General features: G+C 55.6%; 27 protein-coding genes. 20 read left to right on the forward strand and 7 right to left on the reverse strand.

Features of this window, described 5'->3' with window-relative positions; all coding sequences use genetic code 11:
• The first annotated feature begins 70 nt into the window (after window positions 1-70).
• The 4 genes from nifK to G461_RS0107690 all read left to right on the forward strand — a co-directional run bounded on the left by nifK (window position 71) and on the right by G461_RS0107690 (window position 2,978).
• Window positions 71-1,642 (forward strand): nitrogenase molybdenum-iron protein subunit beta, encoded by a 1,572-nt coding sequence (gene nifK / locus G461_RS0107675; protein ID WP_026971406.1) that lies wholly within the window; start codon window positions 71-73, stop codon window positions 1,640-1,642.
• A gap of 123 nt (window positions 1,643-1,765) precedes the next feature.
• Window positions 1,766-1,978, forward strand: coding sequence for a putative nitrogen fixation protein NifT (gene nifT, locus G461_RS0107680; protein ID WP_026971407.1), 213 nt, complete (start codon window positions 1,766-1,768; stop codon window positions 1,976-1,978).
• A gap of 35 nt (window positions 1,979-2,013) precedes the next feature.
• Complete coding sequence (locus tag G461_RS23660) at window positions 2,014-2,721, forward strand: NifB/NifX family molybdenum-iron cluster-binding protein (RefSeq protein ID WP_051333438.1); 708 nt, start codon at window positions 2,014-2,016, stop codon at window positions 2,719-2,721.
• Window positions 2,697-2,978 carry a DUF6129 family protein gene (locus G461_RS0107690; protein WP_051333439.1) on the forward strand — a complete coding sequence of 94 codons (282 nt, stop codon included), beginning with the start codon at window positions 2,697-2,699 and terminating at the stop codon, window positions 2,976-2,978. Before G461_RS23660 ends, G461_RS0107690 begins: the two co-directional genes overlap by 25 nt.
• Before the next feature lie 14 nt (window positions 2,979-2,992).
• On the opposite strand, the gene G461_RS0107695 is transcribed toward G461_RS0107690, so the two are convergent.
• Window positions 2,993-3,199: a DUF2986 domain-containing protein gene (locus tag G461_RS0107695; protein WP_035479758.1), complete on the reverse strand. Its 207-nt coding sequence runs from the start codon at window positions 3,197-3,199 to the stop codon at window positions 2,993-2,995.
• Between the two features lie 59 nt (window positions 3,200-3,258).
• Entirely contained in the window at window positions 3,259-4,242 is a 984-nt protein-coding gene (locus G461_RS0107700; protein ID WP_051333440.1) for a patatin-like phospholipase family protein, read from the reverse strand.
• Window positions 4,243-5,024: 782 nt separating this feature from the next.
• Between G461_RS0107700 and G461_RS0107705 the strand changes: the two genes are divergently transcribed.
• From G461_RS0107705 to nifM, 12 genes are all read left to right on the forward strand, one after another.
• Complete coding sequence (locus G461_RS0107705) at window positions 5,025-5,444, forward strand: hypothetical protein (RefSeq protein WP_026971411.1); 420 nt, start codon at window positions 5,025-5,027, stop codon at window positions 5,442-5,444.
• Window positions 5,445-6,002: 558 nt separating this feature from the next.
• A complete protein-coding gene (nifE, locus tag G461_RS23665; protein WP_051333441.1) occupies window positions 6,003-7,460 on the forward strand; it encodes a nitrogenase iron-molybdenum cofactor biosynthesis protein NifE in 1,458 nt (485 codons plus the stop codon).
• Window positions 7,453-8,850, forward strand: a complete 1,398-nt coding sequence (gene nifN / locus G461_RS0107715) for a nitrogenase iron-molybdenum cofactor biosynthesis protein NifN (RefSeq protein WP_026971412.1) — start codon at window positions 7,453-7,455, stop codon at window positions 8,848-8,850. The genes nifE and nifN overlap by 8 nt, the downstream gene beginning before the upstream one ends.
• Window positions 8,837-9,307, forward strand: a complete 471-nt coding sequence (locus tag G461_RS23670; protein ID WP_051333442.1) for a NifB/NifX family molybdenum-iron cluster-binding protein — start codon at window positions 8,837-8,839, stop codon at window positions 9,305-9,307. The genes nifN and G461_RS23670 overlap by 14 nt, the downstream gene beginning before the upstream one ends.
• Before the next feature lie 19 nt (window positions 9,308-9,326).
• Window positions 9,327-9,632: a ferredoxin III, nif-specific gene (gene fdxB / locus G461_RS0107725; RefSeq protein WP_026958333.1), complete on the forward strand. Its 306-nt coding sequence runs from the start codon at window positions 9,327-9,329 to the stop codon at window positions 9,630-9,632.
• 34 nt (window positions 9,633-9,666) lie between these two features.
• On the forward strand, window positions 9,667-10,116 hold the full coding sequence (locus G461_RS0107730; protein ID WP_026971413.1) for a SoxR reducing system RseC family protein: 450 nt from the start codon (window positions 9,667-9,669) through the stop codon (window positions 10,114-10,116).
• 277 nt (window positions 10,117-10,393) lie between these two features.
• Window positions 10,394-11,290 (forward strand): Fe-S cluster assembly protein NifU, encoded by an 897-nt coding sequence (gene nifU / locus G461_RS0107735; RefSeq protein ID WP_026971414.1) that lies wholly within the window; start codon window positions 10,394-10,396, stop codon window positions 11,288-11,290.
• The gene (gene nifS, locus G461_RS0107740) at window positions 11,290-12,504 is read left to right on the forward strand and encodes a cysteine desulfurase NifS (RefSeq protein ID WP_026971415.1); all 1,215 of its coding nucleotides are present in this window, start codon (window positions 11,290-11,292) and stop codon (window positions 12,502-12,504) included. The genes nifU and nifS overlap by 1 nt, the downstream gene beginning before the upstream one ends.
• 11 nt (window positions 12,505-12,515) lie before the next feature.
• Window positions 12,516-13,685, forward strand: a complete 1,170-nt coding sequence (nifV, locus tag G461_RS0107745; RefSeq protein WP_026971416.1) for a homocitrate synthase — start codon at window positions 12,516-12,518, stop codon at window positions 13,683-13,685.
• On the forward strand, window positions 13,679-13,954 hold the full coding sequence (locus G461_RS0107750; RefSeq protein WP_026958330.1) for a nitrogenase-stabilizing/protective protein NifW: 276 nt from the start codon (window positions 13,679-13,681) through the stop codon (window positions 13,952-13,954). Before nifV ends, G461_RS0107750 begins: the two co-directional genes overlap by 7 nt.
• An 86-nt stretch (window positions 13,955-14,040) precedes the next feature.
• Window positions 14,041-14,499 (forward strand): nitrogen fixation protein NifZ, encoded by a 459-nt coding sequence (locus G461_RS0107755; RefSeq protein ID WP_035477016.1) that lies wholly within the window; start codon window positions 14,041-14,043, stop codon window positions 14,497-14,499.
• Window positions 14,489-15,349, forward strand: coding sequence for a nitrogen fixation protein NifM (nifM, locus tag G461_RS0107760; RefSeq protein ID WP_035479761.1), 861 nt, complete (start codon window positions 14,489-14,491; stop codon window positions 15,347-15,349). The genes G461_RS0107755 and nifM overlap by 11 nt, the downstream gene beginning before the upstream one ends.
• 206 nt (window positions 15,350-15,555) lie before the next feature.
• On the opposite strand, the gene G461_RS0107765 is transcribed toward nifM, so the two are convergent.
• The 3 genes from G461_RS0107765 to G461_RS0107775 form a co-directional block, all read right to left on the reverse strand.
• Window positions 15,556-16,746 (reverse strand): ABC transporter substrate-binding protein, encoded by a 1,191-nt coding sequence (locus tag G461_RS0107765; protein WP_026971418.1) that lies wholly within the window; start codon window positions 16,744-16,746, stop codon window positions 15,556-15,558.
• Between the two features lie 277 nt (window positions 16,747-17,023).
• Window positions 17,024-18,163, reverse strand: a complete 1,140-nt coding sequence (locus G461_RS0107770; RefSeq protein ID WP_026971419.1) for an ABC transporter substrate-binding protein — start codon at window positions 18,161-18,163, stop codon at window positions 17,024-17,026.
• Window positions 18,164-18,289: 126 nt separating this feature from the next.
• Window positions 18,290-18,742, reverse strand: a complete 453-nt coding sequence (locus G461_RS0107775) for a YaiI/YqxD family protein (protein ID WP_026971420.1) — start codon at window positions 18,740-18,742, stop codon at window positions 18,290-18,292.
• Between the two features lie 94 nt (window positions 18,743-18,836).
• On the opposite strand from G461_RS0107775, the gene G461_RS23675 reads away from it, so the two are divergent.
• Together G461_RS23675 and G461_RS0107785 are read left to right on the forward strand one after the other, a co-directional pair.
• The gene (locus G461_RS23675) at window positions 18,837-19,235 is read left to right on the forward strand and encodes a VOC family protein (RefSeq protein ID WP_035479764.1); all 399 of its coding nucleotides are present in this window, start codon (window positions 18,837-18,839) and stop codon (window positions 19,233-19,235) included.
• Window positions 19,236-19,380: 145 nt separating this feature from the next.
• Entirely contained in the window at window positions 19,381-20,751 is a 1,371-nt protein-coding gene (locus G461_RS0107785; protein ID WP_026971421.1) for a (Fe-S)-binding protein, read from the forward strand.
• 8 nt (window positions 20,752-20,759) lie between these two features.
• Here the strand turns inward: G461_RS0107785 and G461_RS0107790 are convergent, their stop codons facing one another.
• Together G461_RS0107790 and pdsO are read right to left on the reverse strand one after the other, a co-directional pair.
• The gene (locus G461_RS0107790; protein ID WP_026971422.1) at window positions 20,760-21,014 is read right to left on the reverse strand and encodes an FmdB family zinc ribbon protein; all 255 of its coding nucleotides are present in this window, start codon (window positions 21,012-21,014) and stop codon (window positions 20,760-20,762) included.
• A 208-nt stretch (window positions 21,015-21,222) separates the two neighbouring features.
• Window positions 21,223-22,020 (reverse strand): sortase-associated OmpA-like protein PdsO, encoded by a 798-nt coding sequence (gene pdsO, locus G461_RS0107795; protein WP_051333443.1) that lies wholly within the window; start codon window positions 22,018-22,020, stop codon window positions 21,223-21,225.
• Window positions 22,021-22,256: 236 nt separating this feature from the next.
• On the opposite strand from pdsO, the gene pdsR reads away from it, so the two are divergent.
• Window positions 22,257-22,949 carry a proteobacterial dedicated sortase system response regulator gene (gene pdsR / locus G461_RS0107800; protein ID WP_026971424.1) on the forward strand — a complete coding sequence of 231 codons (693 nt, stop codon included), beginning with the start codon at window positions 22,257-22,259 and terminating at the stop codon, window positions 22,947-22,949.
• An 8-nt stretch (window positions 22,950-22,957) separates the two neighbouring features.
• The gene (gene pdsS, locus G461_RS0107805; RefSeq protein ID WP_035479767.1) at window positions 22,958-25,135 is read left to right on the forward strand and encodes a proteobacterial dedicated sortase system histidine kinase; all 2,178 of its coding nucleotides are present in this window, start codon (window positions 22,958-22,960) and stop codon (window positions 25,133-25,135) included.
• Window positions 25,136-25,157: the final 22 nt, after the last annotated feature.

The following is a 25,157-nucleotide window of genomic DNA, read 5'->3' on the forward strand; positions in this document are numbered from 1 at the left end:
AAGCGCAGTGGCATTCACAAGTTTCACTCACCCGTAGTTCACAGATGAGTGGCGCGGGAGGAGAATAGATATGAGTCAAACAGTAGATAAAATCAAACCGGGTTACCCGCTGTTTCAACAGCCGGAATACCAGGAACTGTTCGCCAAAAAACGTGGCGAACACGAGGATGGCTTCGATGAAGCCAAGGTAAAAGAGGTCTTCGAGTGGACCACCACCGAGGAATACAAAGAGCTGAACTTTGCCCGGAAGCAGGTAGCGATTGACCCTGCCAAGGCCTGTCAGCCATTGGGTTCGGTATTGTGTGCATTGGGCTTTGAGAAAACCCTGCCTTACGTGCATGGCTCACAAGGTTGTGTAGCCTACTTCCGTACTTATTTTAACCGTCACTTCAAAGAGCCGGTCGCCTGTGTATCCGACTCCATGACTGAAGATGCAGCGGTTTTCGGTGGCCAAAAGAACATGTTCGATGGTCTGCAAAATGCACTGGCCTTGTACAAGCCAGAGGTGATCGCGGTGTCGACCACCTGTATGGCCGAGGTCATCGGTGATGACTTAAACGCCTTTATTGGTAACGCCAAGGCGGAAGGTTACATCGACAAAGACTTCCCAACCCCATTTGCCCACACCCCGAGCTTCGTGGGCAGCCATACCACCGGTTGGGACGGCATGTTCGAAGGCTTTATGCGCTACTTCACCCTCAACGAAATGGAAGATAAAGAGGTGGGTAGCAATGGCAAGATTAATATCGTTCCTGGTTTTGAGACCTATCTGGGCAACTACCGAGTGATCCACAGCATGCTGCAAGAGATGGGCGTGGAATACTCGCTACTGTGTGACCCAAGCGAGGTGCTAGACACCCCGGCCGATGGTGAATACCGCATGTACGCAGGCGGCACGCCTATCGCCGAGATGAAGGATGCACCGAACGCACTGACCACCGTGCTGCTGCAACCGGATCAACTGGTGAAAACCAAGAAATTCATCGACAACACCTGGAAGCACGAGGTGCCAGCCCTGAACATCCCAATGGGCTTGGATTACACCGATGAATTCCTGATGAAGATTGCCGAGATCTCTGGCAAAGAGATCCCTGAGTCGCTGGCCAAAGCCCGTGGTCGTCTGGTCGACATGATGACCGACTCCCACACCTGGCTGCACAACATCAGCTTCTCTGTATACGGCGATCCAGACTACCTGTTGGGTCTGGTTAAGTTCCTGCAAGAGCTGGGCTGTGAAGTGAAACACATCCTGTGTAACAACGGTAACAAGCGTTGGAAGAAGAAGATGGAAGCACTCATCGCCGAAGCCCCAGGCACGGCCGATGCTGAGATCTACTTCAAGCAGGACTTGTGGCACTTCCGCTCGCTGGTGTTCACCAACAAGCCGGACTTCATCATTGGTAACTCCTACGGCAAGTTCATCCAGCGTGATACCAAGGCCAAAGGCGAAGAGTTTGAAGTACCACTGATTCGTTTGGGCTTCCCAATCTTCGACCGCCACCACCTGCATCGCAATGCCACGCTCGGATACGAGGGTGCCATGTACATGCTGACCACCTTGGTCAATGAGGTACTGGCGAAGTTGGACTTGGATACCAGCGAAATGGGACGCACCGACTACGGCTACGATTTAGTTCGCTAGTCGAGGGCTTGCCCGTAACTCCAAGCAGGAAGCCGCTGTGCGCTTCCTGCTTGTTTCCCGCTTCTAAACGGAAGCGCTTAGTATCAAGGCCCAACTACACGGCTCTCTTACAAGGAAAGGCCCATGCCGAATCTGATAATCAGTCAAACCGATGATGGCCTGCAGGCCTACATTGCCAAAAAAGATCTGGAGTTGGCGGTTGCCAGCCTGGAGTTTCAACAAGCCGACCGTTGGGGCGGCAACATTACCTTGGCCGATGGCAGCGAGTTTTATATCGAGCCGCTCAGCGAGGCCCCATCATTGCCGAAAACCTTACGCGCCCGTCGCGCAGGATAGGATATGGAGAGGTTAGGAAAGGATAGGAGAGGACTATGAGTACAACTGCAACGATCAGCGATAGCCTGGCACTGCGCCTGGCTCTGGCAGCAAAAGCGGTACCTGAAGTGGGCACCAAAGCCCTGATTAACCTGCTGATTAGCCAGTGCGGTGAGCCACTAAGCGAGAAAAAATTTCGCTCGCTCAGCCCCAAGCAGCTGCGCCAAATGTTCGCAGAGGCCGGGCAAACGGTGGAGCGCAGTCAGGTCAATCAGTTGTACGCCATTCTAAGTTCGGCCGAGGTCGCTGCGATGGAAGCGCCGAGCATCCCACCGCAAGTTGATTTGGGCGGACCGGTGTTGCGGTTGGCTGTGAGCTCTAACAACCAGCAACAAGTCGATGGTCACTTTGGCTCATGCCTGCGCTTTTTGATCTTTGAGGTAAGCGCTCAAGGCTACCAGCTGTGCGCTGTGCGCGAGGTTGAGGAGCAGTTGCATGGCGATGCCCGCACCGATTACTTGCTGAGCTTAATCAGCGATTGCCAGTTGCTGGCGACCCTATCGATTGGTGGGCCGGCTGCCGCCAAGCTTACCCGCGCCGATATCCTGCCACTTAAGCAACTATTGCCACAAGAGTCGGAGCCGGTACTGGAGCGGCTGCAAACCGTGATGCGCAGTGACTTACCGCGCTGGCTGGCAAAGCTGCTGGGCGTTAGCGCGAGCTGTGAAGGAGAGCACGAATGTCGATGCGAAACACACCAATAGAATCACAACTGTTGGAAAAGCTGGTTCTTGAGATCAGCGCGAAGCCTGAAGAGGCCGCTATCCAGCAGTTACGCCAGCATTATCCAGGCCTGCCGATGATTGTCTGTAGTGAAGACGACATGTTTGAGCGCGAGCCCTTCCAAACCCACGAAGGCTTTGACCTGCACTTAATGGCGCGCAGCATGGGCTGTGCCCAGCTCACCCATCAGTTGGAGTCGGCTGCCGGGGTGATCATCGCCTTACACGAAGAGGAGTAGCGGGGCAGTAGTGGTCAAGAAGAAGTGGCCTCGTCTTCAGAAGGCATTTGAGGAGCTGGCTGCTCTGCCGCAGCCGTCGCTTCAGTGCCCTCAGCCTGCTGCGCCGCGCGCTCTGCCTTAGAGATATAGCGGGGCTTGCTGCTGCCCGCGCCATGTTTCTTGGCGTTGGCCTTTTTGGCCTTCTTCTTCAGGGTTTGAATAATCTTCTTTTTACGGTTCACTGCGCTGGCCTTGTTAGCTCGGGGCGTGAAGCATAGCAGAAGTTAGCCCCCTTCGCGGCTTAGATCGCGCCCCGTTGTTGCAAGAACGAGGTCGCCACCGCTTTGCCGTGCTTGTAGTCGGCCAGCATGTCATTTTTGTCGCTGAGTAAGGTGCGGCTGTGTAGTGGGCGCTGCGGCGCAATGCGCTGAACATGACCTCCCTGCATGGGGCAGTCGAGATACTCAAGGACCTCTTCGCTATTGTCGATATGACTAGCCAGCATTTCTAATAGCTCGGTGTAGTTGGCGCTCAAGCCCACTCGGTGCGCATATCGCGAACTGCTGCGGATCACATCGTTAAGCACTTGCTCGTAGTCGAAGGTTTTTAGCTGCTGCCACCACTTTGTTAGCAGGCGTTGTGGTGTACGCTGCTGTGAGAAACTCATCAGCGACCCTTGTTGGTGATGCAACGGGGTTGTTTGGATCACCACGATGTCTTGGTAGCCGCGGCGCACCGCTTCCATGACCGGAATATTGGCCGATACGCAGCCATCGACCCAGCGTTTACCGGCGAACTCGATGCGCTGTTTGTATAGAAAAGGGATCGCACAGGTCGCTTTAAGGATCTCTAGCCAGTTCTCTGAAAAAATCGGGAAATAGTGGTCTTCAAAGGTATCGGCACAGGTTACGCAGGCCAATGCTTGTTTACCCTGTTGATGGCGCTGAATACCGTGCGCGACATTGAGGTTAAACTCGCCACTCCCCACTAGACTAAATGCCCAGTCCAGGTTCATTGCTTGCCGGCCTCGGACAAACTTCCACAGATCAAAAAAGCGCTCTTTGGTGGTGTAGTTGAGGATAAAGTCCAGACTTAGCCCCCGTTGGTGGGTGATGTAAGAGGCCAGATTGAGTGCGCCTGCCGAGGTGCCAATGTGGGTGCTGAAGGGGTGGAAGCCTTCATCCATAAACTTGTCCAATACCCCAGCGGCAAAGGTCGCCTTCTGCCCGCCACCCTGAACAACCAGGCAGCTTGGTCCAAGTGTTAACAGTGAGTCGGTCGTCATCGTGGTATCAGCGCTAGAAAATAGTGGTTAGTTGAATAAGGAGTCACTGCCGCACCCACCAAGCAAATGCCAGAGGCTCGGCGGGATTGGACAATATTGGTCAGGCTGTGGCTTAGGCCATTGCTAACACCAGCGCCACCAGACCCAGTGCAATCAGGATAAAGTGCTTACCTTTCATGCGTTTTCCTTTCGTTTAAGTGATTACTTGTTATCGCAATCAGCGTGTTGCTGAAGGCGTAAACAGATGATGCACTCTGGTATGGTTCTAGAGTCAATGCAGGTTTTCGCCTTTTTCATTTACCCTATCCCAATCCAACGGGTGCTAAGCTCTTTGCGCCTGCTATGTGGTATTTGCGATATATCTGTATTCAGTAAAAACAATAAGTTAAGAAAAGGCTTAGTTCTTGCGCAGTGCTAGCTATTACCAGCAAAGGAAACAAAAAGGGCAAATGAAAAGAGATTGCTGAGTTGCTGCTTCGATGGTGCGCAGTTCAGTCTGTTGCCTACATAATCGAGACCACCTGCCTACCCAATATTGGCATCAATATGCGCCACGAAGTTTATGCTACCATCTTCTTACTCTCACATTTCATCCCGATAATATCGTTTCAACTCATTGATTTAAATGGGCTAAATGCTAGATTGAGGCGCTGCCTGTTGCATATCGTAGAACGCGAATATGCAGTTGAGTGTGGATTGCTCGTTTAGATAAAGCATTCATGATCTTGGTTCAAATTAGTCTGCTGGCAGTGTGTTATCTCAAAATAAAGTGAAGGTGTTTCATGGAATTATTGTTTAGCTTAGTGACGTTTATTTTTGCCTACATAATGTTCAAGCAGAGCTTGAAAGATGCTAAAAAACGCAAAAACATTAAAGAAGCTAAAAACACTACTCAAGCGTTGCTGGTAGACAAGTCCTCTCGTCCTGCTGATCCCCAAGAACTGGCTGCGCTCAGTAAGCTCAGTGACACCAAGGTGAAGCAAGCCCCTGTATACCGTCTTGAGGGACCCATGCAGTTAACTACAGTAGAGGGTGAGCGAGAGATAGTAGTGTCAGGGATCCCTGTTATCTGTACAGATCGCGCCCTAGGCGAGGCCTTGAAAAGTGGGTTGGAGGTTGAGGTTGGGCTGATCAAAGGCATCGCTTTCGTTTTAGCCGTAGCGCCCCGCTACAACCTTGTGGATGAGGTTTTAGCTGGCTAGGGCTACACCGTGGTTGTTGACTATGACAAGTGCATTTGGATGCGCTTGTCTGTAACTCTCTTACTAATGGGGAAGTTTGGAGGATCAGCATCGTTCTTGCTGTGTACCACCAAATGGGAGTGATAGGGCGGCTTGCTCGTAGGGTGGAACAACCAGAGAAGCGCAAGGCTCGAAATTCTATACACTCATACTCTGTAACAACCCAAATCCCCACAGCACAACCCCTCATGTCGCAATACCGTTCCTTGATTTAGACCACTAGATTTGCGGAACAGTGGCTTGTCTGGGTGCCTGTAAAAACTCGCCGAATAAGTATCCTGAAGTTGTTCGGTCATAAAGAACCACCTTGAGGCTTTATCTGCTTCATCATCTCCAGTTGTTCGTTCATCTATATACATCCCGCTATTGTAAAGGGCCATTCTTGTGCGGTGTGTCCTTCAAACCTTGCTGATTGTCGTAAACCTAACAATGCAAAACCCATAAAAAACAGTGGGTTATGTAAGGTTTATTTCTTGCGTAGTGCTAGCTATTGCCAGCAAGGGAACCAAAGAGGGGCAAATGAAAAGAAAAGAGATTGCTGAATTACTGGATGAGCCGGCCTGCCCGGACAACAAAGGCGACAAGGGGGGCTGTGCCAGACCCACGCCCGGCGCTACCGCTGGGGGGTGCTGCTTCGATGGCGCGCAGATCAGCTTGTTGCCGATCGCTGATGTCGCCCATATCGTGCACGGGCCGATTGCCTGTGCCGGCAACAGCTGGAACAACCGTGGCACGCGCGCCAGTGGCCGTAACCTGTTCCGCCTCGGTTTTACCACCGACTTGAATGAACAAGACGTGATCATGGGGCGCGCCGAGAAGCGCCTGCTGCATGCCATCAAGCAAGTGATTGAGCGCCATCAGCCACCGGCGGTGTTTGTCTATATGACCTGCGTGCCGGCGCTGGAAGGCAATGATGTCAATGCCATCTGTAAGCTGGCCGAGAGTCGCTGGGAGATCCCGGTGGTGCCGGTGGATGCAGCGGGCTTTTACGGCAGCAAGAACCTCGGTAACCGGATCGCCGGCGAGGTGATGGTAAAGCATGTGATTGGTAGTGCCGAGCCACCGGCCAAGCCGCTGATGCAGCACGACCCCTCGCGCACGGTGCACGATATTGTGCTGATTGGCGAGTACAACATCGCCGGGGAATTCTGGCATGTCTCGCCGCTGCTGGAACGCTTAGGCTACCGGGTGCTGAGCTGTATGTCTGGCGATACCCGCTTCCACGAGATCCAAACCATGCATCGCGCCGATGCGGCAATGGTGGTGTGCTCGCGCGCCCAGCTTAACGTGGCGCGCCATCTGCAAGAGCGTTGGGGGATCCCTTGGTTTGAGGGCAGTTTTTATGGGGTTGAGGATACCTCTAATGCACTGCGTGAATTTGCCCGCTTGGTGGGCGATGAGCAGCTTATCGCCGAGACCGAACAGCTTATCGGCGAGCAAGAGGCGGATATCCGCGCGCAGCTTGCGCCCTATAAAGCGCGTCTCGAGGGTAAAAAAGCCCTGCTCTATACCGGTGGGGTGAAGTCCTGGTCGGTGGTTTCTGCACTACAAGAGCTGGGCATTGAGGTGGTGGCGACTGGTACCCGTAAATCCACCTCCGAAGATAAAAGCAAGATCCGCGAGCTGATGGGCGAAGACGCCCTGATGCTTGAGCAGGGCGGTGCCAGCCAGCTGCTCGGCGTGGTGGATCAGCATAACGCCGACTTGATGATTGCGGGTGGCCGTAACATGTACACCGCCCTCAAAGCGCGCCTGCCCTTCCTCGATATTAACCAAGAGCGCGAGCACGCCTATGCCGGTTATGCGGGCATGCTGACCTTTGCCAAAGAGCTATGCCGCACCTTGGAGAGCCCAATCTGGTCGCATGTGCGCAGTGCAGCTCCTTGGGAGCAAGCTCCTCAAACAGGCGTATCCCCTCAAATTGATAAAGCCCCTAAAACAGATCAAGCCAAAGCGCAGGAGGCCCGCGATGAGTAATGTTGTCCGTATCGCCAAAGACCCTTTGGTCGAGCAGCCCTTAAAAACCAGCCAGGCGACCGGTGCTGCGTTAGCCGCCATGGGCTTGGCCGGGTGTGTGCCGCTATTTCATGGCAGCCAAGGCTGCTGCGCCTTTGCCAAGGTCTACCTTATCCAACATTTTCGTGAACCAATGCCGTTTCAAAACACCGCGGTGGATCAGATCTCTGCGGTAATGGGCGGCGATGATAGCGTGGTGTCGGCGTTGGCACTGATCGCCGAGAAGCACCAGCCTGAGATGATCATGCTAATGAGCACCGGGCTGACCGAGATGCAGGGCTGCGATCTGCAGCGGCTGGTGCACCAGTTCTATCAGGACCATCCGCAGTTTAACGATATCGTGGTGGTGGCGGTGAATAGCGCCGATTTTAGCGGCTCACTACAGAGCGGCTATGCCGCTGCGGTGAAGGCCTGTCTGGAACAAGTGCTGCTTGGGCCACGCGCTAAGCTGCCTTTAGTCCGTGACAACCAGAGTCTAGCCCGTGACAGCCAGCGCCCGCTGGTGACCTTGCTGTGCTCTTCCACCTACAACGCTGCCGATGTGGAGCTGCTGCAGCGCTATTGCGATGCCCTCGGCCTCGACAGTATTGCGCTGCCCGATTTGGGCTCGTCGCTGGATGGACATCTGGCCGCCGACTCGTTTAGCCCCACCAGCACCGGTGGTACTGGCCTTGAGCAGCTACGTCAGTTGCCGCATAGCCGCTACACCTTGGTGTTGGGCGAGTCCCTACTCGATAGCGCCCAGCTACTGGAGCGCGAGTTTGGCACCCCTTATCAGGCCTTCGGCATGGGCCTGGCGGGCAGCGATGCGCTGATCAATTGCCTGTGTCAGATCAGTGGTAATCCGGTTCCTGCGTGGATTTCCCGTGAGCGCCGCCGCCTGCAAGATGCCCTGCTGGATACCCACTTCCTATTGTCATCCGCGCCGATGGCGCTCGCCGCCGAGCCTGATTGTGTATTGGCTTACTCCGCGCTGCTCGATGAGATTGGCGTTGACCTGCAGCTGGTGGTGACGACTTTAAATCACCATGCCTTAAAGCAGCTTTCCGCCAAGGAAGTGGTGGTCGGAGACTTATCCGCATTGCGCCCCAAACTGGATAGCGTAGAGCTGGTGCTGGGCAATACCCACTGCGCCAACCTGTGTGAACCGGCGGTGCCGGTGCATCGCCTGGGCTACCCCTGTCATGACCGTTTTGGCAACAGCGAACGCTTGCAACTGGGCTACCAGGGGGCGCGAGCGCGGCTGTTTGAGATGGCCAACCTGCTCAAGGCCAATCACCACGATGAAGTGCCTGCCCATCATAGCCCCTATCGCTTCCAACCGGAGGATCTGAGCTATGGAGGGCGTTGAGCGTTGCTTAAAAGTGGTGGGCGAGAGCCAGCAGATGGACTTTATGGTGGCCTTTGCCAGCGACGACCGTAAACAGGTCAATCAGCATTTCGGCAGCGCCGACTGCTTTGTGGTGTATGGCATCAGCAAAGATGAGGCCAAGCTCTTGGAGGTGCTGCAGATGAAGCATCCGCGTGCGGGCCATCAGGCGGGCCATGATGAGAGCAAGCTACGCTCGCGTATCGACCAACTGCAAGATGTCGATGCGGTGTACACCGTAGCCTGTGGCGCGTCGGCCACCCTGATGCTTAAAAAAGCCGGCATCAAAGTGATGATGGTGGACCACTGCAGCGATATCCATCAGCTGCTTCAGGACTTACATAAGCAGTATCTGGACAGTCCCGCCAACTGGATGCTTAAGGGCAAGGTTCAGTTGGAACGCCTGGCCAAGATGCTGGAAGAAGAATGGGAATATTAACCTTAGGGAGAGAAACACGATGACTGCATCAAGCTATATGGGACGCACCCGCGGTGGCACTGAATGGGAGCCCGAGTTCGTTACCGAAATCGACCAACAGCAATGTATTGGCTGTGGCCGCTGCTTTAAAACCTGCCCACGTAACGTATTCGACCTGGTCGAGCGGGAAGTCGATGAAGATGATCCAATGTACGACGACTACGATGACGACGTGGTGATGGTAATGGAGCTGGCCGATGCCGACGATTGCATCGGCTGCGGCGCTTGCGCCCGGGTCTGCTCGAAAAACTGCATGACCCACACCAAAGCCAGTGCTTTGCTGTAGTAAACAGAACGCGACCTAACCGGGAGAGTAGCCAATGGCGCAAGCGCAACTGATTGTGACCCGCAGCGAACAAGGTCTGAGCCTGCAAGGGCAGCGCCTTGGCACCTGCAGCAACTGTAGCAAGCAAGATGATTGCGCCACGGTGAGTCTGGCGCAAAGCTACTCCCGCCCGGTGTCAGTCGAGCTGGCCCATCAAGGGCTGGCACTTCAAGAAGGACAAACCCTACAACTGCATTGCGACGACCGGGTGCTCCTTGGCTCGCTGCTGCGGCTGTTTGTCCCACCGCTCATCGGCCTGCTGATTGTTCCGCTGATGCTGATGGCCTGCCTGCCGACAGCGGGCTGGGGGCTTAGCCTACTCGCCTGTCTGGTAGGCTTGGCAGCGGGTTTGTCGCTTAGCCGCTATTACTTATCGCAGCGCCACTATAGTTGGCAGCAACGCGCCGACGGACAGATTGTCGTAAACACCACAAGCTCGGAATAAATGTGCGCTAACTCACGCTTTTTCTTGTGGTTAACTCGATTCAAATTCATATAAAACAATAACTTACATATTCTGTTCGATAGGTATCCCCCTTGCAACACCTGTTATGAGTTCAGTAACAAGCAAGGGCCGGAGGCAAACCTAAGCTCCACCGCTTAGGCCGCTTGTTCTTGGTTCCCGAGTCTGCCTTCGCTACTCGAGAGCTTGGAGTTTGCTTCCGGTCCGTTGCTTCTTATCAAGGCTAATAACATCAGCTGTGAAAGTGGGGAGGGAACCAATGTGGAACTATAGCGAAAAGGTGAAAGAACACTTCTTTTCACCACGAAATGCCAAGCCGGTAGAGCAAGCGAACGCAACCGGCGATGTGGGCTCTATCGCTTGTGGCGATGCCTTAAGCCTGACCTTAAAAGTCAATCCCAGCAACGAAACCATCGAAGATGCCGGTTTTCAAACCTTTGGCTGCGGCAGCGCGATTGCATCCTCTTCGGCGCTGACCGAGATGATCATCGGCCGCACCTTGGATGAGGCCCTCAAGCTGACCAACCAAGATATCGCCGACTACCTCGATGGCCTGCCACCGGAGAAGATGCACTGCAGCGTGATGGGGATGGAAGCGCTGCATGCGGCGATTGCCGACTACCGTGGCGAAGAGCTGGAAGACGATCACGAAGAGGGCGAGCTGATCTGTAAGTGCTTCGCCATCGACGATGTGATGATCAAGAAAGTGGTGCAGCAAAACGGGCTGAGCAGCCTGGAAGATGTCATTCACTACACCAAGGCGGGCGGAGCCTGCGCCACCTGTCACGAAAAGATTGAGTGGGTGCTAAGCGAGTGTTTGCAGGAGAGCGCTAAGGCCCCTGAGCTAGTGAGTGAGTTGCCCGCGGTCGATCCCGACCAGCCACTATCGATCGTCGCCAAGGTGCGTTTGGTTGAACAAGCGCTGGAGAAGATCCGCCCGCAGTTGCAGGCCGATGGCGGCGATGTGCAACTTAACGACATCGACGATGACATGGTGTTTGTCACCTTAACCGGCGCCTGCTCGGGCTGTGGGTTCTCCCATGCCACGTTGGCGATGATTGAAGACGCCGTATCCAAAGTGCTGGGACAAGCAGTAACAGTCTATCCGACTGCGCTTGGTAGCAGCGCGGCGGCCAGTGAACAGGAGGCAAGCTAATGAGTGAAGCTAAACCGGTTTATCTCGACAACAACGCGACAACCCAAGTCGCAGTGCCAGTCCTTGAGGCGATGCTGCCGTTCATCAGTGAGTATTACGGCAACCCTTCTTCGATCCACGGTTTTGGCGCGCCTGTGGCGGCAGCCCTCGAAAAAGCCCGTGAGCAGGTACAGCAGTTTTTAGGGGCCGAGCATAGCACGGAGATCGTGTTTACCTCCTGCGCCACCGAAGCCTCCAACACCGCCATTCTATCGGCGCTGGAAGCCTACCCGGATCGCAAAGAGATTATCACCTCAACGGTGGAGCACCCGGCCACGCTGGACCTGTGCAAGCAGTTAGAGCGCAAGGGCTACACCGTGCACTGGATTGGCGTAAACAACAAAGGGCGGCTGGATATGTTGGCCTTTCAAGAAGCGCTGAGCGAGCGGGTCGCGGTGATCTCGCTGATGTGGGCCAACAACGAAACCGGTAGCCTGTTCCCGATCCGTGGCCTGGCCGAACAAGCCAAGGAGTACGATGTGCTGTTTCACTGCGACGCGGTTCAGGTGGCGGGCAAGATGCCGATCCAACTCAGTGGCAGTGGCATCGATATGCTGTCGATCTCCGGCCATAAGTTCCACGGGCCGAAAGGGGTGGGGGCGCTCTATCTGCGCCGTGGCCTGAAGTATCGCCCACTGTTCCGTGGCGGCCATCAAGAGCGCGGCCGCCGCGCTGGTACCGAGAATGTGGCCGGTATCGTTGGCTTGGGCAAAGCGGCAGAGCTGGCCCAGCAAGCCATCGAGCAAGACACCGCACGTATTCGCCTGTTGCGCGATCGCTTAGAGATGGGGCTGCTGGCGCGGGTACCTTTTAGCGTCGTCACCGGCAACCCGCAGCAGCGAGTGCCTAACACCAGCAACGTGGCCTTTGAGTACGTTGAAGGCGAATCGATTCTACTGATGCTCAACCAATACGGCATTGCTGCCTCATCGGGCTCGGCCTGTACCTCGGGCTCGTTGGAGCCGTCCCACGTGATGAAGGCGATGGACGTGCCTTACACCGCGGCCCATGGCGCAATCCGCTTCTCGCTGTCGCGCTACACCACCGATGAAGATATCGACCGGGTGCTAGAGGTACTGCCGGAGATCATCAGCCGTCTACGCCTGATGTCGCCCTACTGGGATGCCGCCAAAGGCGAGCCCAAAGAGCAGCAGTTTCAGCCGCAGTACGCATAAGGAGCCGGCCCATGCTGATTATCAACGATACGACCTTGCGCGATGGCGAGCAGACCGCCGGCATCGCCTTTAATCTGGAAGAGAAGTGCCGGATCGCCCGGGAGCTGGAGCGTATCGGTGTGCCTGAGCTGGAGGTGGGGATCCCGGCCATGGGGGGCAAGGAGCGCGAGGTGATCCAACAAGTCGTGGGTGAGCTGCATGCCAGCGAGACCATGGGCTGGAGCCGGATGAATCACGCCGATATCGCCAGCTTTGCCAGCCTCGGCCTGGATTGGATCGATATCTCGGTGCCCGCATCCGAGCAGCAGCGCAGCTCCAAGCTGCGCTTGAGTGAAGACGATATGCTGGTGGCGCTGCAGTTTGCGGTGCGCCAAGCGCTGGATATGGGGCTAAAGGTGTGTGTGGGGATGGAAGATGCCTCCCGCGCCGATAGCGACCAGCTCTATCGCATCGCCTTTGCCGCCCAGCATGCCGGCGCTCATCGCTTACGCTTCGCCGACACTTTGGGGGTGCTGGACCCATTCAAGGCCTTTGTCGCCATCCAAAGCCTGCGCAGCCACTGCGATCTGCAGTTGGAGATGCATGCCCACGATGATCTGGGCATGGCCACCGCCAATACCCTCGCGGCCATCAAGGCAGGCGCCGACTCAGTAAACACCACCGTGGTCGGACTGGGTGAGCGCGCCGGTAATGCGCCGCTGGAAGAGGTAGTGATGGCGCTGGAGGTGACTCAACAGCAAGAGCATCGGCTGCTGCAGCCCATCGATACTGCCGAGCTACCGCGGCTGTGCAAGCTGGTGGAGCAATACTCTGGGCGCAACTTAAGCCCCAACAAGAGCATTGTCGGTCAGGCGGTGTTTACCCACGAGTCAGGCATCCATGTCGATGGCCTGCTCAAAGACCCGGAGAACTACCAAGGCTTCGCCCCGCAAAAGCTAGGCCGTGAGCATCAACTGGTATTGGGCAAGCACTCCGGCACCAAGGCGATATTGCAGATCTACCAAGGCTTGGGGATCAGCCTGTCGCACTCCCAGTGCCTGTGGCTGCGTCGCAAGCTGGGCGAGTGGGCAGAGCGGCACAAGCGTATTCCCAACGACCACGACCTGCTGACGATCTATCAAAGCAGTGTTGCCTTCAGTCGAAGCCAGAGGAATGGCCTGGAAGGAGTACTAAGTTGCTGATTACCGACACTGCCTTGCAGCAGGAAATCGACACCCTGGAGAGCGCCGAGGCCTTTTTGCAGCACTTTAAGGTGGAGTTTGATCAAGCGCTGCTGCGCCCCAAGCGCTTGCTGTTTATGCGCCTGTTTAAACAAGAGTTGGACCGCGAGCCGGGCGAGGTAGACCGCCAACATTACCGGCGCTTGTTGGCCAAAGCCTACTGCCTGTTGGAGCGCGGGGTGATACCACAGTCAACGTCCAGTTGCGGCGGCTGCGAAGGCTGCGACTAACTGCTAAGCCAATCATTCGGCGTCAAAGCCAGAGAGGCTTAAGAGCTGCACCTAGTCGCTGCAGTAAAAACGAACAAGGAGGCATCATGATCGATGCAAAGTTTGAATATGGAACCGAAGTGCGGGTGATTAAAAACATCCGTAATGACGGTAGCTTCCCCGGTTGCAAGAAAGGCGACTTACTGGTGCGTCGCGGCTCGGTGGGCTATGTGCAGCAAGCTGGGCTGTTTTTACAGGAGCAGGTGATCTATCAGGTGCATTTTCTGCAGCGTGGCCTCACCGTTGGCTGCCGTGAAACCGAGCTGGTTGGCACCGAGCAACAGTGGTTTAGTAATCGCTTTGAATACGGCGATAAGGCCCGGCTAACCCTGCGTCTGGGCAGCCAAGGCAATATCTTGGCGGAAGCCGGTGAGGTGGTCGACATCCTCGCGGTGGATCGCCGCTCCCCGGAAAGCCCCAGCTACCGCATCCAGTATCATGACCTCGATGTGATGGTGCCAGAACGCGCCTTGAGCGCCATTGAGGAGGTCGCCTATGTCGAGTAACGCCCCTGCCATGGAGGCACTTAACAGCGGTCGTCAGCAGGCCTATCTACAGATGAAAGTGGCCATCGAGCGTTTTGAGCAAGTGCCTAACGCCCTGCCACCCCAGCAGAAAACTGAGGTGGAGCGCATCGCCGAGCGGCTGCTCAAACTGCAGCGTCGGGTGCTGCAATCACCCGAGGCCAGCATGCTCTATCTGGGCGAACAGGAGCTCGATGTGGCGCTGGATAAGATCCGCGGGCAGTTCGACAGCGAGCAAGCCTTTGAGCAGGCGCTGTACAACAATGCCTTGGATCAGGACGACTTGCGCCAAGCGGTTAAAGATGAGCTGCTGTGCGATGCGGTACTGGAATACACCTGTAAAGACATCGCCCCGATTAGCGAGCAGCGCGCGCTGGAGTTCTATCAGCAGCATCCCGACAAGTTTACCCAACCTGCCCGTTGTCGCGCCTCACACATCTTGATCACCATTAACGATGATTTCCCGGAGAACCGCGAACAAGCGGCTTGGCAGCGGATTATGACCTTGGCCGAACAGGCTGATAGCAGTAACTTCTCCGAGTTAGCATTGCGCCACTCCGAGTGCCCCACTGCCATGAACGGCGGCGAGCTGGGCTGGGTGGAAGGGGGGCAGCTATTTCCTGCTTTGGACAAATGCTTGTTTCGCCTGAGTGAGGGGGAGCTAAGCCCGGTGCTGCGCAGCGAGATAGGCTTTCACCTGCTACTTTGTCATCAACAACAGCCCGCCCATTGCGTGGAGTTCGAGCACGCCAAAGCGCAGATCCAGGACAAACTCTATGCCCAGCAGCGTAAGCAGCGTCAGCGAGTATGGCTGGCCAGCCTGATGGGGTAACACTGACCAAAAAGCCGACAGGGCGGCTTACCTTCTCCTTGTCTAAGAGACATTTGCCGGCGTAAGCCGGCCTTTTTTTAACTGTGGTTGGGCCTTTTTTAACTGTGGTTGGGCCTTTTTTAACTGTGGTTGGGCCTTTTTTAACTGTGGTTGGGCCTTTTTTTAACTGTGGTTGATAGTGGAATACTACGAGAAATAAGGTCTGATTAGGGCAGCAAGGTTTCCTGCCGAGCACGTTCTAACAGCGTGAGCGTGGTGTCGATATCGCCATGCTCAACAAAGTTCACCAAGATGCTTAGCGCGCGTTGCTCGAACTCGGGTTGGGTGTTGCGATCAAAATACTGGGTCACCCCTTGGGCGCCGCGAAGTAGTTGCTGGCCCGCTCGGGTAAGCGGCTCATCGCTGGTCACCGCATCTGCGTGTGGCGGTAGATAACCTAACTGAATATTAAGCAGTGACTGAGTATCCGCCCGGGCGACAAAGGCCAAAAACTGCTCCGCTTGCTGGCGTTTTTCTGAGTGGGGATTAAGGATGAACACCTCGGTGGGGGCCACCTCAAAGTCGCTGAACTCTCCCACGCTGGGAAAGGGGGCAAAGCCCATCTCGGCACGCGCCTGCTTGGGCCACTTGTGGGCGATAAAGTTGCCCATCAAGGTGATCCCGACTTGTTCTCGATAGAGTCGCGAGGCGATATCTTCCCAGCTGTTACGGTTACGGTTGTTGTTAAAACAGCGCTGGTCCAGCAGCTGTTTCCAGTGCTCAAACACCTGCCGTACGCGGCTGTCTGCAAAGTCGATGTCGCCGGCGAGCAGTTGATGATGAAAGGTCATGCCATTGAGGCGTAGGTTGAGGTAGTCAAACCAAGCGGCTACCGGCCAACCTTCTTCGGTGCCGAGCCCAATTGGCGCCAGCCCGTCGGCGCGCATCTTCTGACAGAGTTCGAGCAGTCCTTGCCAGGAGCGTGGGGCACCGCCGTAACGCTCAATAACCGGTTTCTTGTAGTACATCCCCCAGTGATAGTAGGAAAAAGGGATGGCAAAGATATCGTCGCGCACACTGATGCTGGGCTTTAGGTGGCCAAACGCGTGATCCAGGTTCAACTCATCCCATAGGTGATTGAGGGTAGGTAGCTGATAACGCTCCACCAACGAAAACAGTCGTTGGGCACTTTGCCAGTACAGCACGTCCGGGCCATCGACATCGGCCGCCAGCCATTTGGGGAGCATTTGCTTGTAGTCGGCATCATCGCGTGGAACCAAAGTCAGCTCGATGTTGGTCTCTTCGGTGAACTGAGCGAATACATCTTCATAGATCTGGCGCTGCTTGGGCGCAAGCAGCAGGCCGATTTCCAACGATTGTGCACTTAGCTCGCTAATGCTGAAGGATAGTGTGAGCATCAATGCTGCGGTATGTCTCAAATGCGGCTTCCTGACAGTTCTCTATACAAGGTGTAGTTCAGATGGTGGGCTTCGCAAACCAAGCAAGCGTGAATCAGTGAGGTTGTGCAGAGCTAATACCAATCCGAATAAGTAGATGTTCAGATGTTGCGCAGGAAAAATCTTTGAGGACGAGGAGGGGCTTGCCGTACTTGTGGACTAATTACAAAAGCGCTGACGCTGTCACCAAAGATTTTAACCAGCAAAGATGACCAGATACTTGTTCTGATTGGTATCATCAAAGCTCTTCATCGAACACTTGCCGTCTGGCCTTTTCCAGATCTTGCAGTGTTTTGCCTATATCGGCGTGCTCTGCAAACTCTGCCAGCAGCGGCACTGCTAGTTTCTCAAAGGCGGGTTGGGTATCCCGATCGAAGTATTGAGCAACGCCGCTGGCTTGCAACAACAGCTGGTGGCCTTGTTGGATAAACGGGTCGCTGCCAGTGATAGCTTTGTTGTGGGGAGGGAGATAGCCGAGTTGACTATTCAGTAGCGACTGGGTGTCGGCGCGGGCGACAAACACCAAGAACTCCTTGGCCAGCTCAGGTTGCCGTGTATTGGGATTGAGCATCAGTACTTCGGTAGGGGCCAACTCATAGGGTGGCTGAAGACCCAAGGTGGGGAAGGGGGTAAAGCCTAGGCCCATGCGTAATGAGCGAGGCCATTTGTTGGCGATGAAGTTGCCCATCAAGGTGAAGCCGACCCGCTCGCGATGGATCTTGGAGGCGATGTCTTCCCAAGTATTGCTGGCGGTATCATCGTTAAAATAGCCCCGCTCGAGTAGAGTTTTCCAGTAGTTGAAGACCTTGCGGATCCGGGCATCGAAAAAGCTGACCTTACCGTTAAGTACCTGGCGGTGAAACTGCAGGCCATTCACCCTGAGATTCAAATAATCAAACCAAGCAGCAGCGGGCCAGTTGTTCTTTGTCCCCAAGCCAATGGGCGTAAGCCCATCGTTTTTCATCTTCTCGCACAGCGCGAGGAACTCTTGCCAGGTATTAGGCGCAGGGCCATAGCGCGCGACGACCGACTTCTTAAAGTACAAGCCCCAGTGGTAGTAGGAGTAAGGGATTGCGTAGATATTGCCTTGGTAGCTGAGGTTAGCTTCGATGGAGGCAAACGATTTGTCCATGTCATGCTGTTGCCATAGGTCGTTGATGGGCAGCAGCGGATAGTCTTGGGCTAGCGCAAACAGGCGTTGGGAGGCTTGCCAGTAAAGTACGTCGGGGCCTGATGCGCCGGGGCTAAGCCAGCGTGGGAGCTGCTCTTTGTACTGGCTGTCGTTACGCGGCAGGATCTTAACGTCAACGCCGGTCTCATAGGTGAACTGCTCGAACACCATCTCATAGATTGCACGCTGTTTGGGGGTAAGTAACAAGCCTACTTCCAGCACTTTGGCTGGAGTAGCCCAACTAACAAGCGATAATACGATTAAAGTGACGGCAATCCTTCGCACCAATGATTCCAAGCTGACAAGTTACTTACCTTATCCTAGCTGGCGGTACTAGTTTTTGCTGGCTTTCACTAGCCATCGGTCCAAATGATTGGCAAAGGCTTGGCGATCGGCCTGACTCAGTGGCGCAGGGCCGCCGGTCTGTACGCCACTGGCACGCATGGTGTCCATAAAATCGCGAATGTTCAGGCGCGACTTGATGTTGGCTTTGGTGAACAGCTCGCCACGGGGGCTTAAGGCCTGCGCGCCTTTGGTGATCACTTCATCGGCCAAGGGGATATCGCTGGTGATCACCATATCGTCGGCTTCACAACGTTTTACGATTTCGTTGTCGGCAATATCAAAGCCGCTGGGCACCTGCATAAAGCTCACGAAGCGATTGGCTGGGGTTTTCATATAGTGGTTGGCGACCAGCGTCACTGGCAGTTGGCAGCGCTCGGCGGCGCGGAACAGTATCTCTTTGATGGCGGCTGGGCAGGCATCCGCATCGACCCAAATTTTCACGGTGTTTCCTCTGGCCGGTTCAAGCGGCGCTGTTGGCGATGACCAGAGGCTAACTATACTCAATGCAAAGGGCAAGCCTCGAGGGCCACCACTGATGCAACTAAAACTGATGATTCCTATGCTCAATGTTAGCAATATCCGCCATAGCCTGGAGTTCTACCAGCGCGCCCTTGGCTTTGAGGTGGTCAGTGATCAGGCGGCGGTGGATCAGTGGCAGTGGGCGACCATCCGCTCGGGTAAGACCGAGATCATGCTGTCGCAAACCGAAAGCGCCGGGCAGCTAAAGAGCGGCATCGACCCGCAGCAGTGTACCGACTGGCCCACCATCTTCTACTTCTACCCGAACGACGTGGCGGCCCTTTATCAGCATATCTGCGCTGAGGGCTATCAGCCCACCGATTTGGTCGACACCCACTACGGGATGCGCGAGTTTAGCCTGCAAGACCCAGATGGCCATATGCTCAGCTTTGGCGAGGCGCTTAATCGCGCCTAGCCTGTGGCGAACCTTACCAATAGCGATGCTTTGTAGGCTTTAGTACTACTTAGTTCCCCTTTAAGCCCTGTGCTCACCTGCTGGCGTGTTAGGCACTGTTCTTGAAAACAGAACAAGTATCTACAGGATTGAACAGTGAGCTTTAATGAAAACAGAGCTTGATTGGTCGCGTTATCGCGATCAGGGAATGGGGGATGCCTATGCCGATATTCCCAAGCAAGGTGGCGACTTTGCCAAAGCCGTTTCGGTCTGTATCAACAGTGGGGTATGCCAAACCCAACGCCGCGGATTGATGTGTCCCTCCTACCAAGTTAGCGGCGATAAGCGCCTCTCCCCGGGCGGACGAGTCGGCTTGTTAAAGCAGTGGTTGAATCAACCTGAGCCTACACCTCAAACAGCATCTGCAGACCTGCAGTACGCCTTGGAATACTGCGTTGCCTGCAAGGGCTGTCAGCGGGAGTGCGAGAGCAACCTGGATATGGCGCTGATCAAGGCCGAGTACTTGGGGCAGCTGCGGCGGCCTTGGTACCAACGACTTAACCCGCGCCGCGCGCTGTTGGCTCACCTGCCTAAGGTGCTGCAGCGGCTGCCGTTGTTGCGCCCGCTGATTATGTGGCGAAATCGCAGTTCTTGGCTCGCCAAGCTGGGGCAGATGCTATTGGCGATCCCCCAAGCACTACCCTTACCAGTGCCTAGCGCTGAAACGTTTAAAGCCCAGTCATCAGTCTATCCGGCAGATCGGGGCAGCGGCGAGTCGGCACGCTCGGTGGTGTTGCTACTGGATAGCTTCACCACGCTGTTTAACCCGCAACTGGCCGACGATGCAATTCGGGTGTTGCAGGCTGGGGGCTATCAGGTGCATCTAGTTCACCCTCGCAGCAATCCGGGTGAGCTGCTCGATAGTGGCCGCAGCTTGTTGTCACACGGCTATATCGCGGCCGCCCGCCGTCAGGCCAACAAGATGTTGCAGTGTTTACAGCCACATATCGAAGCCGGGCGGCCGATTATCGGGCTGGAGCCTGCGGATCTGTTAATGCTGCGCGATGAGTATCTGGCATTGGGCTTAGGTGAACCGGCGCTGGCGCTGGCCAAGCAGGCATGGCTGATGGAAGAGTTTATCTCGCGTGAGCTACGTAATGGCCGCTTTACGCTGGACTTCCACCCCCAGCAAGCAACGCAGCCTGCGCAGCCGCTAATAGTTTTTGGCCACTGCCATCAAAAAGCCACGGGGGCGATGAAGGCGATGCGCCGGGTGCTCAAGCAACTGCCGGGTGTCGAGTTTCAGTTTCTCGAATCCAGCTGCTGCGGCATGGCTGGAACCTGGGGGCTAGAGCTATGCCATCACAACATGTCTCAGCAGATGGCCGAAACCTCGCTGCTGCCGGGTTTAGCTGCCCATCCCGATGCTACGATCATCAGCAATGGCTTCGGCTGCAGCCATCAGATATATACCTTAACCGGCAGGGCAACGGTTCATTTGGCTAGCCTGCTGGCACAGCGACTGGCGCGCAGTTAGGCTTCCCGTTAGCCGCCGCAGCGACCGCCGGGGCAAGCGCCACCAGACATACACGGTGGCGCTTCAGGGTTTTTCAGGCTTGCGCTGTTAACCACGCCGCCACCGCTGATCAAACGGGTAACCTTGCTGTTGGGGTCGATATCTCCCAGCGCCAAGCCGCCTAACTCACACAGTTCGGCCCAGGTTTGGGCCCGCTCAGACATGGAATGGCGAACTTCGTAGATTTGCTGATTGGCTTCACAGCGGTAGTCGTAGCTTGGCATAAAGGTCTCGGTGTTTAGGGCTATGGGTTAGGGGCTCAGCATTGTGGTGATTATCGCAAGTTCAACGCTCTTATCACCGCTCTCCATCAAGTTTTGCTCAGTTGCTTTAGCTGAAGGTGCAAAAAAGCCACCCAAAATCTGGGTGGCAAATCCTACTTCCCTGTAGGGCTGATGTCGCTCGCTAAAACAATACCGCTTGTCAGTTGGGCTAGAACTTGGCGGTCATGCCGTCTTGTGGTGCCTGTAGCTTCAAGGTGACGCGGCGGTCAAAGAAGTTGTCTTCCAGGCTCTCTTGCTGGGCCAGCGGCTGGCTGTCGCCGAAGGCTTTGCCGTGCAAGCGGGTAGGGTGGATACCGCGTTCGGTAAGGTATTGGCGAACCGCAATCAAACGCTGCTCAGACAGGGCGCGGTTGAACTCGCTGTCGCCGCGACGGTCGGCATAGCCGCTTAGGTCCAGTTGCAACTCATCGGCGATGTTCATGGCGTAGACCACATCATCCAACTGCTTTTGGAAGTGTGGCTCAATCTCCGACGAGCCGGTCTTAAAGTGCACATTCATCCCGATGGCCAGCTCATCCAGCTTGTCTTGCTGGGCTTGCTGGAAGCTCAACAATTGATGTTCCAGCTGTTGATGCTGATCCATTAGCGATTGATAGCCTTGGCGCTGCTCATTGAGTGCTAGCTGCTGTTGCTCTAGTTGCTCTGTCTGGTTTTGGATCTGGTTGTTTTGCTGGGCCAGTTGGTCTTCATCGTTCACCGACTTACCGATAAAGGTGCCGGTGAAGCCGCCAATAAAGGCGCCTACTGGGCCGCCAACGATGGCGCCGATAACCGCCCCAGAGCCCATACCAATCAGCTCGGGTTTGGCTGAGCGAGTGTGTTCATCGCCACTATCCTCTGCAGCCAGAGTTGGCTGGCTGAAGGCTAGGCTGGTCACCAGCAGTAGGCTCAAAATGGCTGGGTTGCGGCTGGTGAGTGAAGAGTTGGTTTGTGCTTGAGTGTTCATGGTAATCCCCTTGATACGTAATTTGTTGCTTGCAGTAGTGAGGCGCTTTGCTGCGTTGCGCCGTGTCGATGAGTTAATTAAACCGCAGCGAAATGGCCATCAAGGGGAGCAAATCGGGCAAGTTAGCGGTCAATTGTGGCAACAATCTGGCAATTGCTGTGGCCGCGATTTTTTGCCGGTGGATTGGTGTATAGTCGTGCTAAGTCAGATATTTAATGAACGTGTATAGATACAGCATGAAACGCATTGCCCTGGTTGAAGATGAAGCCGCTATTCGCGAGAACTACAAGGAAGTCCTGCAGCAGCAAGGCTATAGCGTGCAGGCCTATGCCGACCGCGAATCCGCCTTGCAGGCCTTTCGCACCCGCCTGCCCGATTTGGCGATCCTCGATATTGGCTTGAATGATGAGATCGACGGTGGCTTTTCGCTCTGCCAGAGCCTGCGTGCGATGTCGCAAACTGTGCCGATTATCTTCCTGACTGCCCGCGACAGCGATTTCGATACCGTCTGTGGGCTGCGCTTAGGCGCTGATGACTACCTCACCAAAGATGTTAGCTTCCCCCATTTGCTGGCGCGGCTGGCGGCGCTGTTTCGCCGCAGTGAACTGCAGGCGCAAGCGCCCGATGAGCAGCAAGAGCTCGAATATGGCCCGCTGTATATCGATATCAACCGGATGCAGGTGAGCTGGAACGGTCAGCTGGTGGCGCTGACCGTGACCGAGTTTTGGATGGTGCACCTGCTGGCCAAGCACCCCGGCCATGTACGCTCGCGTCAGGAGCTGATGCAGGAGGCCAAGATCTTTGTTGATGACAGCACCATCACCTCGCATATCAAGCGGATCCGCAAGAAGTTTATTGCGCTGGACACGGGCTTTGATTGCATCGATACCGTCTATGGGATGGGCTATCGCTGGGATGCACAGGACTAGTTTGTCGCATGTTTAGTCGAGCTAACTCCAAGGGCTTTCGTTTTAAGCTGCGTCATAAAGTCACCCTGTTATCGCTGTTCTTGTTGTGCCTGCCGTATCTGGCCTACGAGTTTGTCTGGGAGATGGAGAAGTACCTGCGCTTGGGTCAAGAAAAGACCTTGGAAGGGACCACGCAGGCACTGGCGACCGCCTTGCATGAGCGGCCCAAGCTGTTTGACCTGCAAGCCAGCTATCTTAATCAACTGCAAGAGGGGCGCGATCTGTACGCCTATCCGCTCGCAGCGCCCATTAAGCTCGATGGCAAGCTCGGCGACTGGCAGCCCTACAAACACCGCTGGCTACACTATGGCGGCCAGCACAATCTGTTTCGTTCTCCCACCGCTAAATCTCAGGTGAGCTTTACCCATATGGTGGGTAAGTATGAGGGCTATCTGTATGCCTTCTTTGATATCAACGATCCTGACTTGGTTTACCGCAGCCGCAGCAGCCTGAGTGTGCAAAATAACGATCATCTGATGATTGCCACAGTCGACCCGCAAGGGCAGCTGCGCCGCTATGCCGTCGCCGCCTTTGCCGATGGCTGGGTGAATGGCTTCGCCTTGCCCGATGATCCGGCCTTGCCAGCCGACGCGGAGTTGGCCATTCAGGGCCAGTGGCGCAGCAAGGTGGGCGGCTACCAGTTGGAGCTGCGTATCCCGGTGAATCTGCTTGGCTCCAAGCTCAGCTTTGCCTATCACGCGTTTCAGCGCACCCCGCAGCGGCATCTGGCGCAGGTGGTGGGCACATCGTCGATTAAATCGGTGGATGCACTGGGTACGGTGTTGGTGCCCTCGCCGGAGATTGAAGAGATCATCCGCGGCATGAGCTACAACACCGCGCGTATCTTTGTGCTGGACCGGCACGGCCGGGTATTGGCGAAATCGGGCGATATCCGCGATTCACAAGGGATCTGGTCGCGCCCGGAAGATGAGCTGAAAGGCAACGATTGGTGGAGCGTGCTGCAGCGTGACTATCTCAACCCCCTCTACTACACCGTGCTGGAGCGCCCGCCCAAGGACTTTATAGACTCTCTCGAGGACTCCACCGAGGTCGGTGGCACCCATATTCAAGGGGCCTTGAATGGTGAGCATAGCTCCAGTCGGCGCTTAACCCCAGAGGGTGCGGCGGTGGTGCTCTCGGCGGCCAGCCCGATCTGGATCGACGGCAAGGTGATGGGGGTGGTGGTGGCTGAAGAGACCACCAACGGCATTCGCTCGATTCGTAATCGGGCCTTGGAGAAGCTGTTTACCCTAATGCTAACGGTAATGGCCTTGGGCACCCTAAGCCTGTTTATCTTTGCCTCGGGGATCGCCTCGCGGATCCGTAAGCTGCGTAATCAAGCCGAGCAGGCGATTGACCCGCAAGGGCGGGTGACCGGTGCGATTACCCCTTCCAACAATGCCGATGAGATTGGCGACCTGTCGCGCAGCTTTGCTGACATGGTATCAAGGCTTGGGCAGTACACCGGCTATCTGGAGAAGATGTCGTCGCGTCTCTCCCACGAGTTGCGCACACCGGTGGCGGTGGTACGCAGCTCGCTGGAGCACTTGGAGCTGCAGCCCTTGGCCGAGCACCAGCAAAAGTATGTGGCGCGGGCGCAAGAGGGGGCCAGCCGCCTAAGCCTGATCCTGAATAATATGAGCGAGGCGACGCGGCTAGAGCAGAGCCTGTCGCAGGCCGAGTGCTGCGTGTTCCCGCTAGAGCAAGTGGTGGGCGGCTGCGTGCAGGGCTATCAGCTCACCTACCCCGAGCAGGCCTTCGAGTTTATCGCAGCCGAGGGCGGCGAATCGCTAAGCCTGTATGGGGTGCCCGAGCACATCGCTCAGCTACTAGACAAGTTGGTGGATAATGCCCGCGAGTTTGCCCTGCCCGAGAGCGTTATTAAGGTCTCGTTAGCCCAGCAGGAGAACCGCGCCATCTTGCAGGTCAGCAATGATGGCCCACTATTGCCTGACGAGATGAATCAGCAGATCTTTGAGTCGATGGTATCGGTACGTGATGAGGCCAAAAAAGACAAGCCGCACTTGGGCTTAGGGCTGTATATCGCCCGCTTGATTTGCCAGTTTCACAGCGGTGAGATCAGCGCTTTTAACCGTCAGGATGGCTCCGGGGTGGTGGTGCAGGTTGTGATCCCACTGATTAAGTAGGGTATAAGCCTAAGAGCTTATT

The sequence above is a fragment of the Aliagarivorans marinus DSM 23064 genome, assembly GCF_000429485.1.
Lineage (GTDB): Bacteria > Pseudomonadota > Gammaproteobacteria > Enterobacterales > Celerinatantimonadaceae > Aliagarivorans > Aliagarivorans marinus.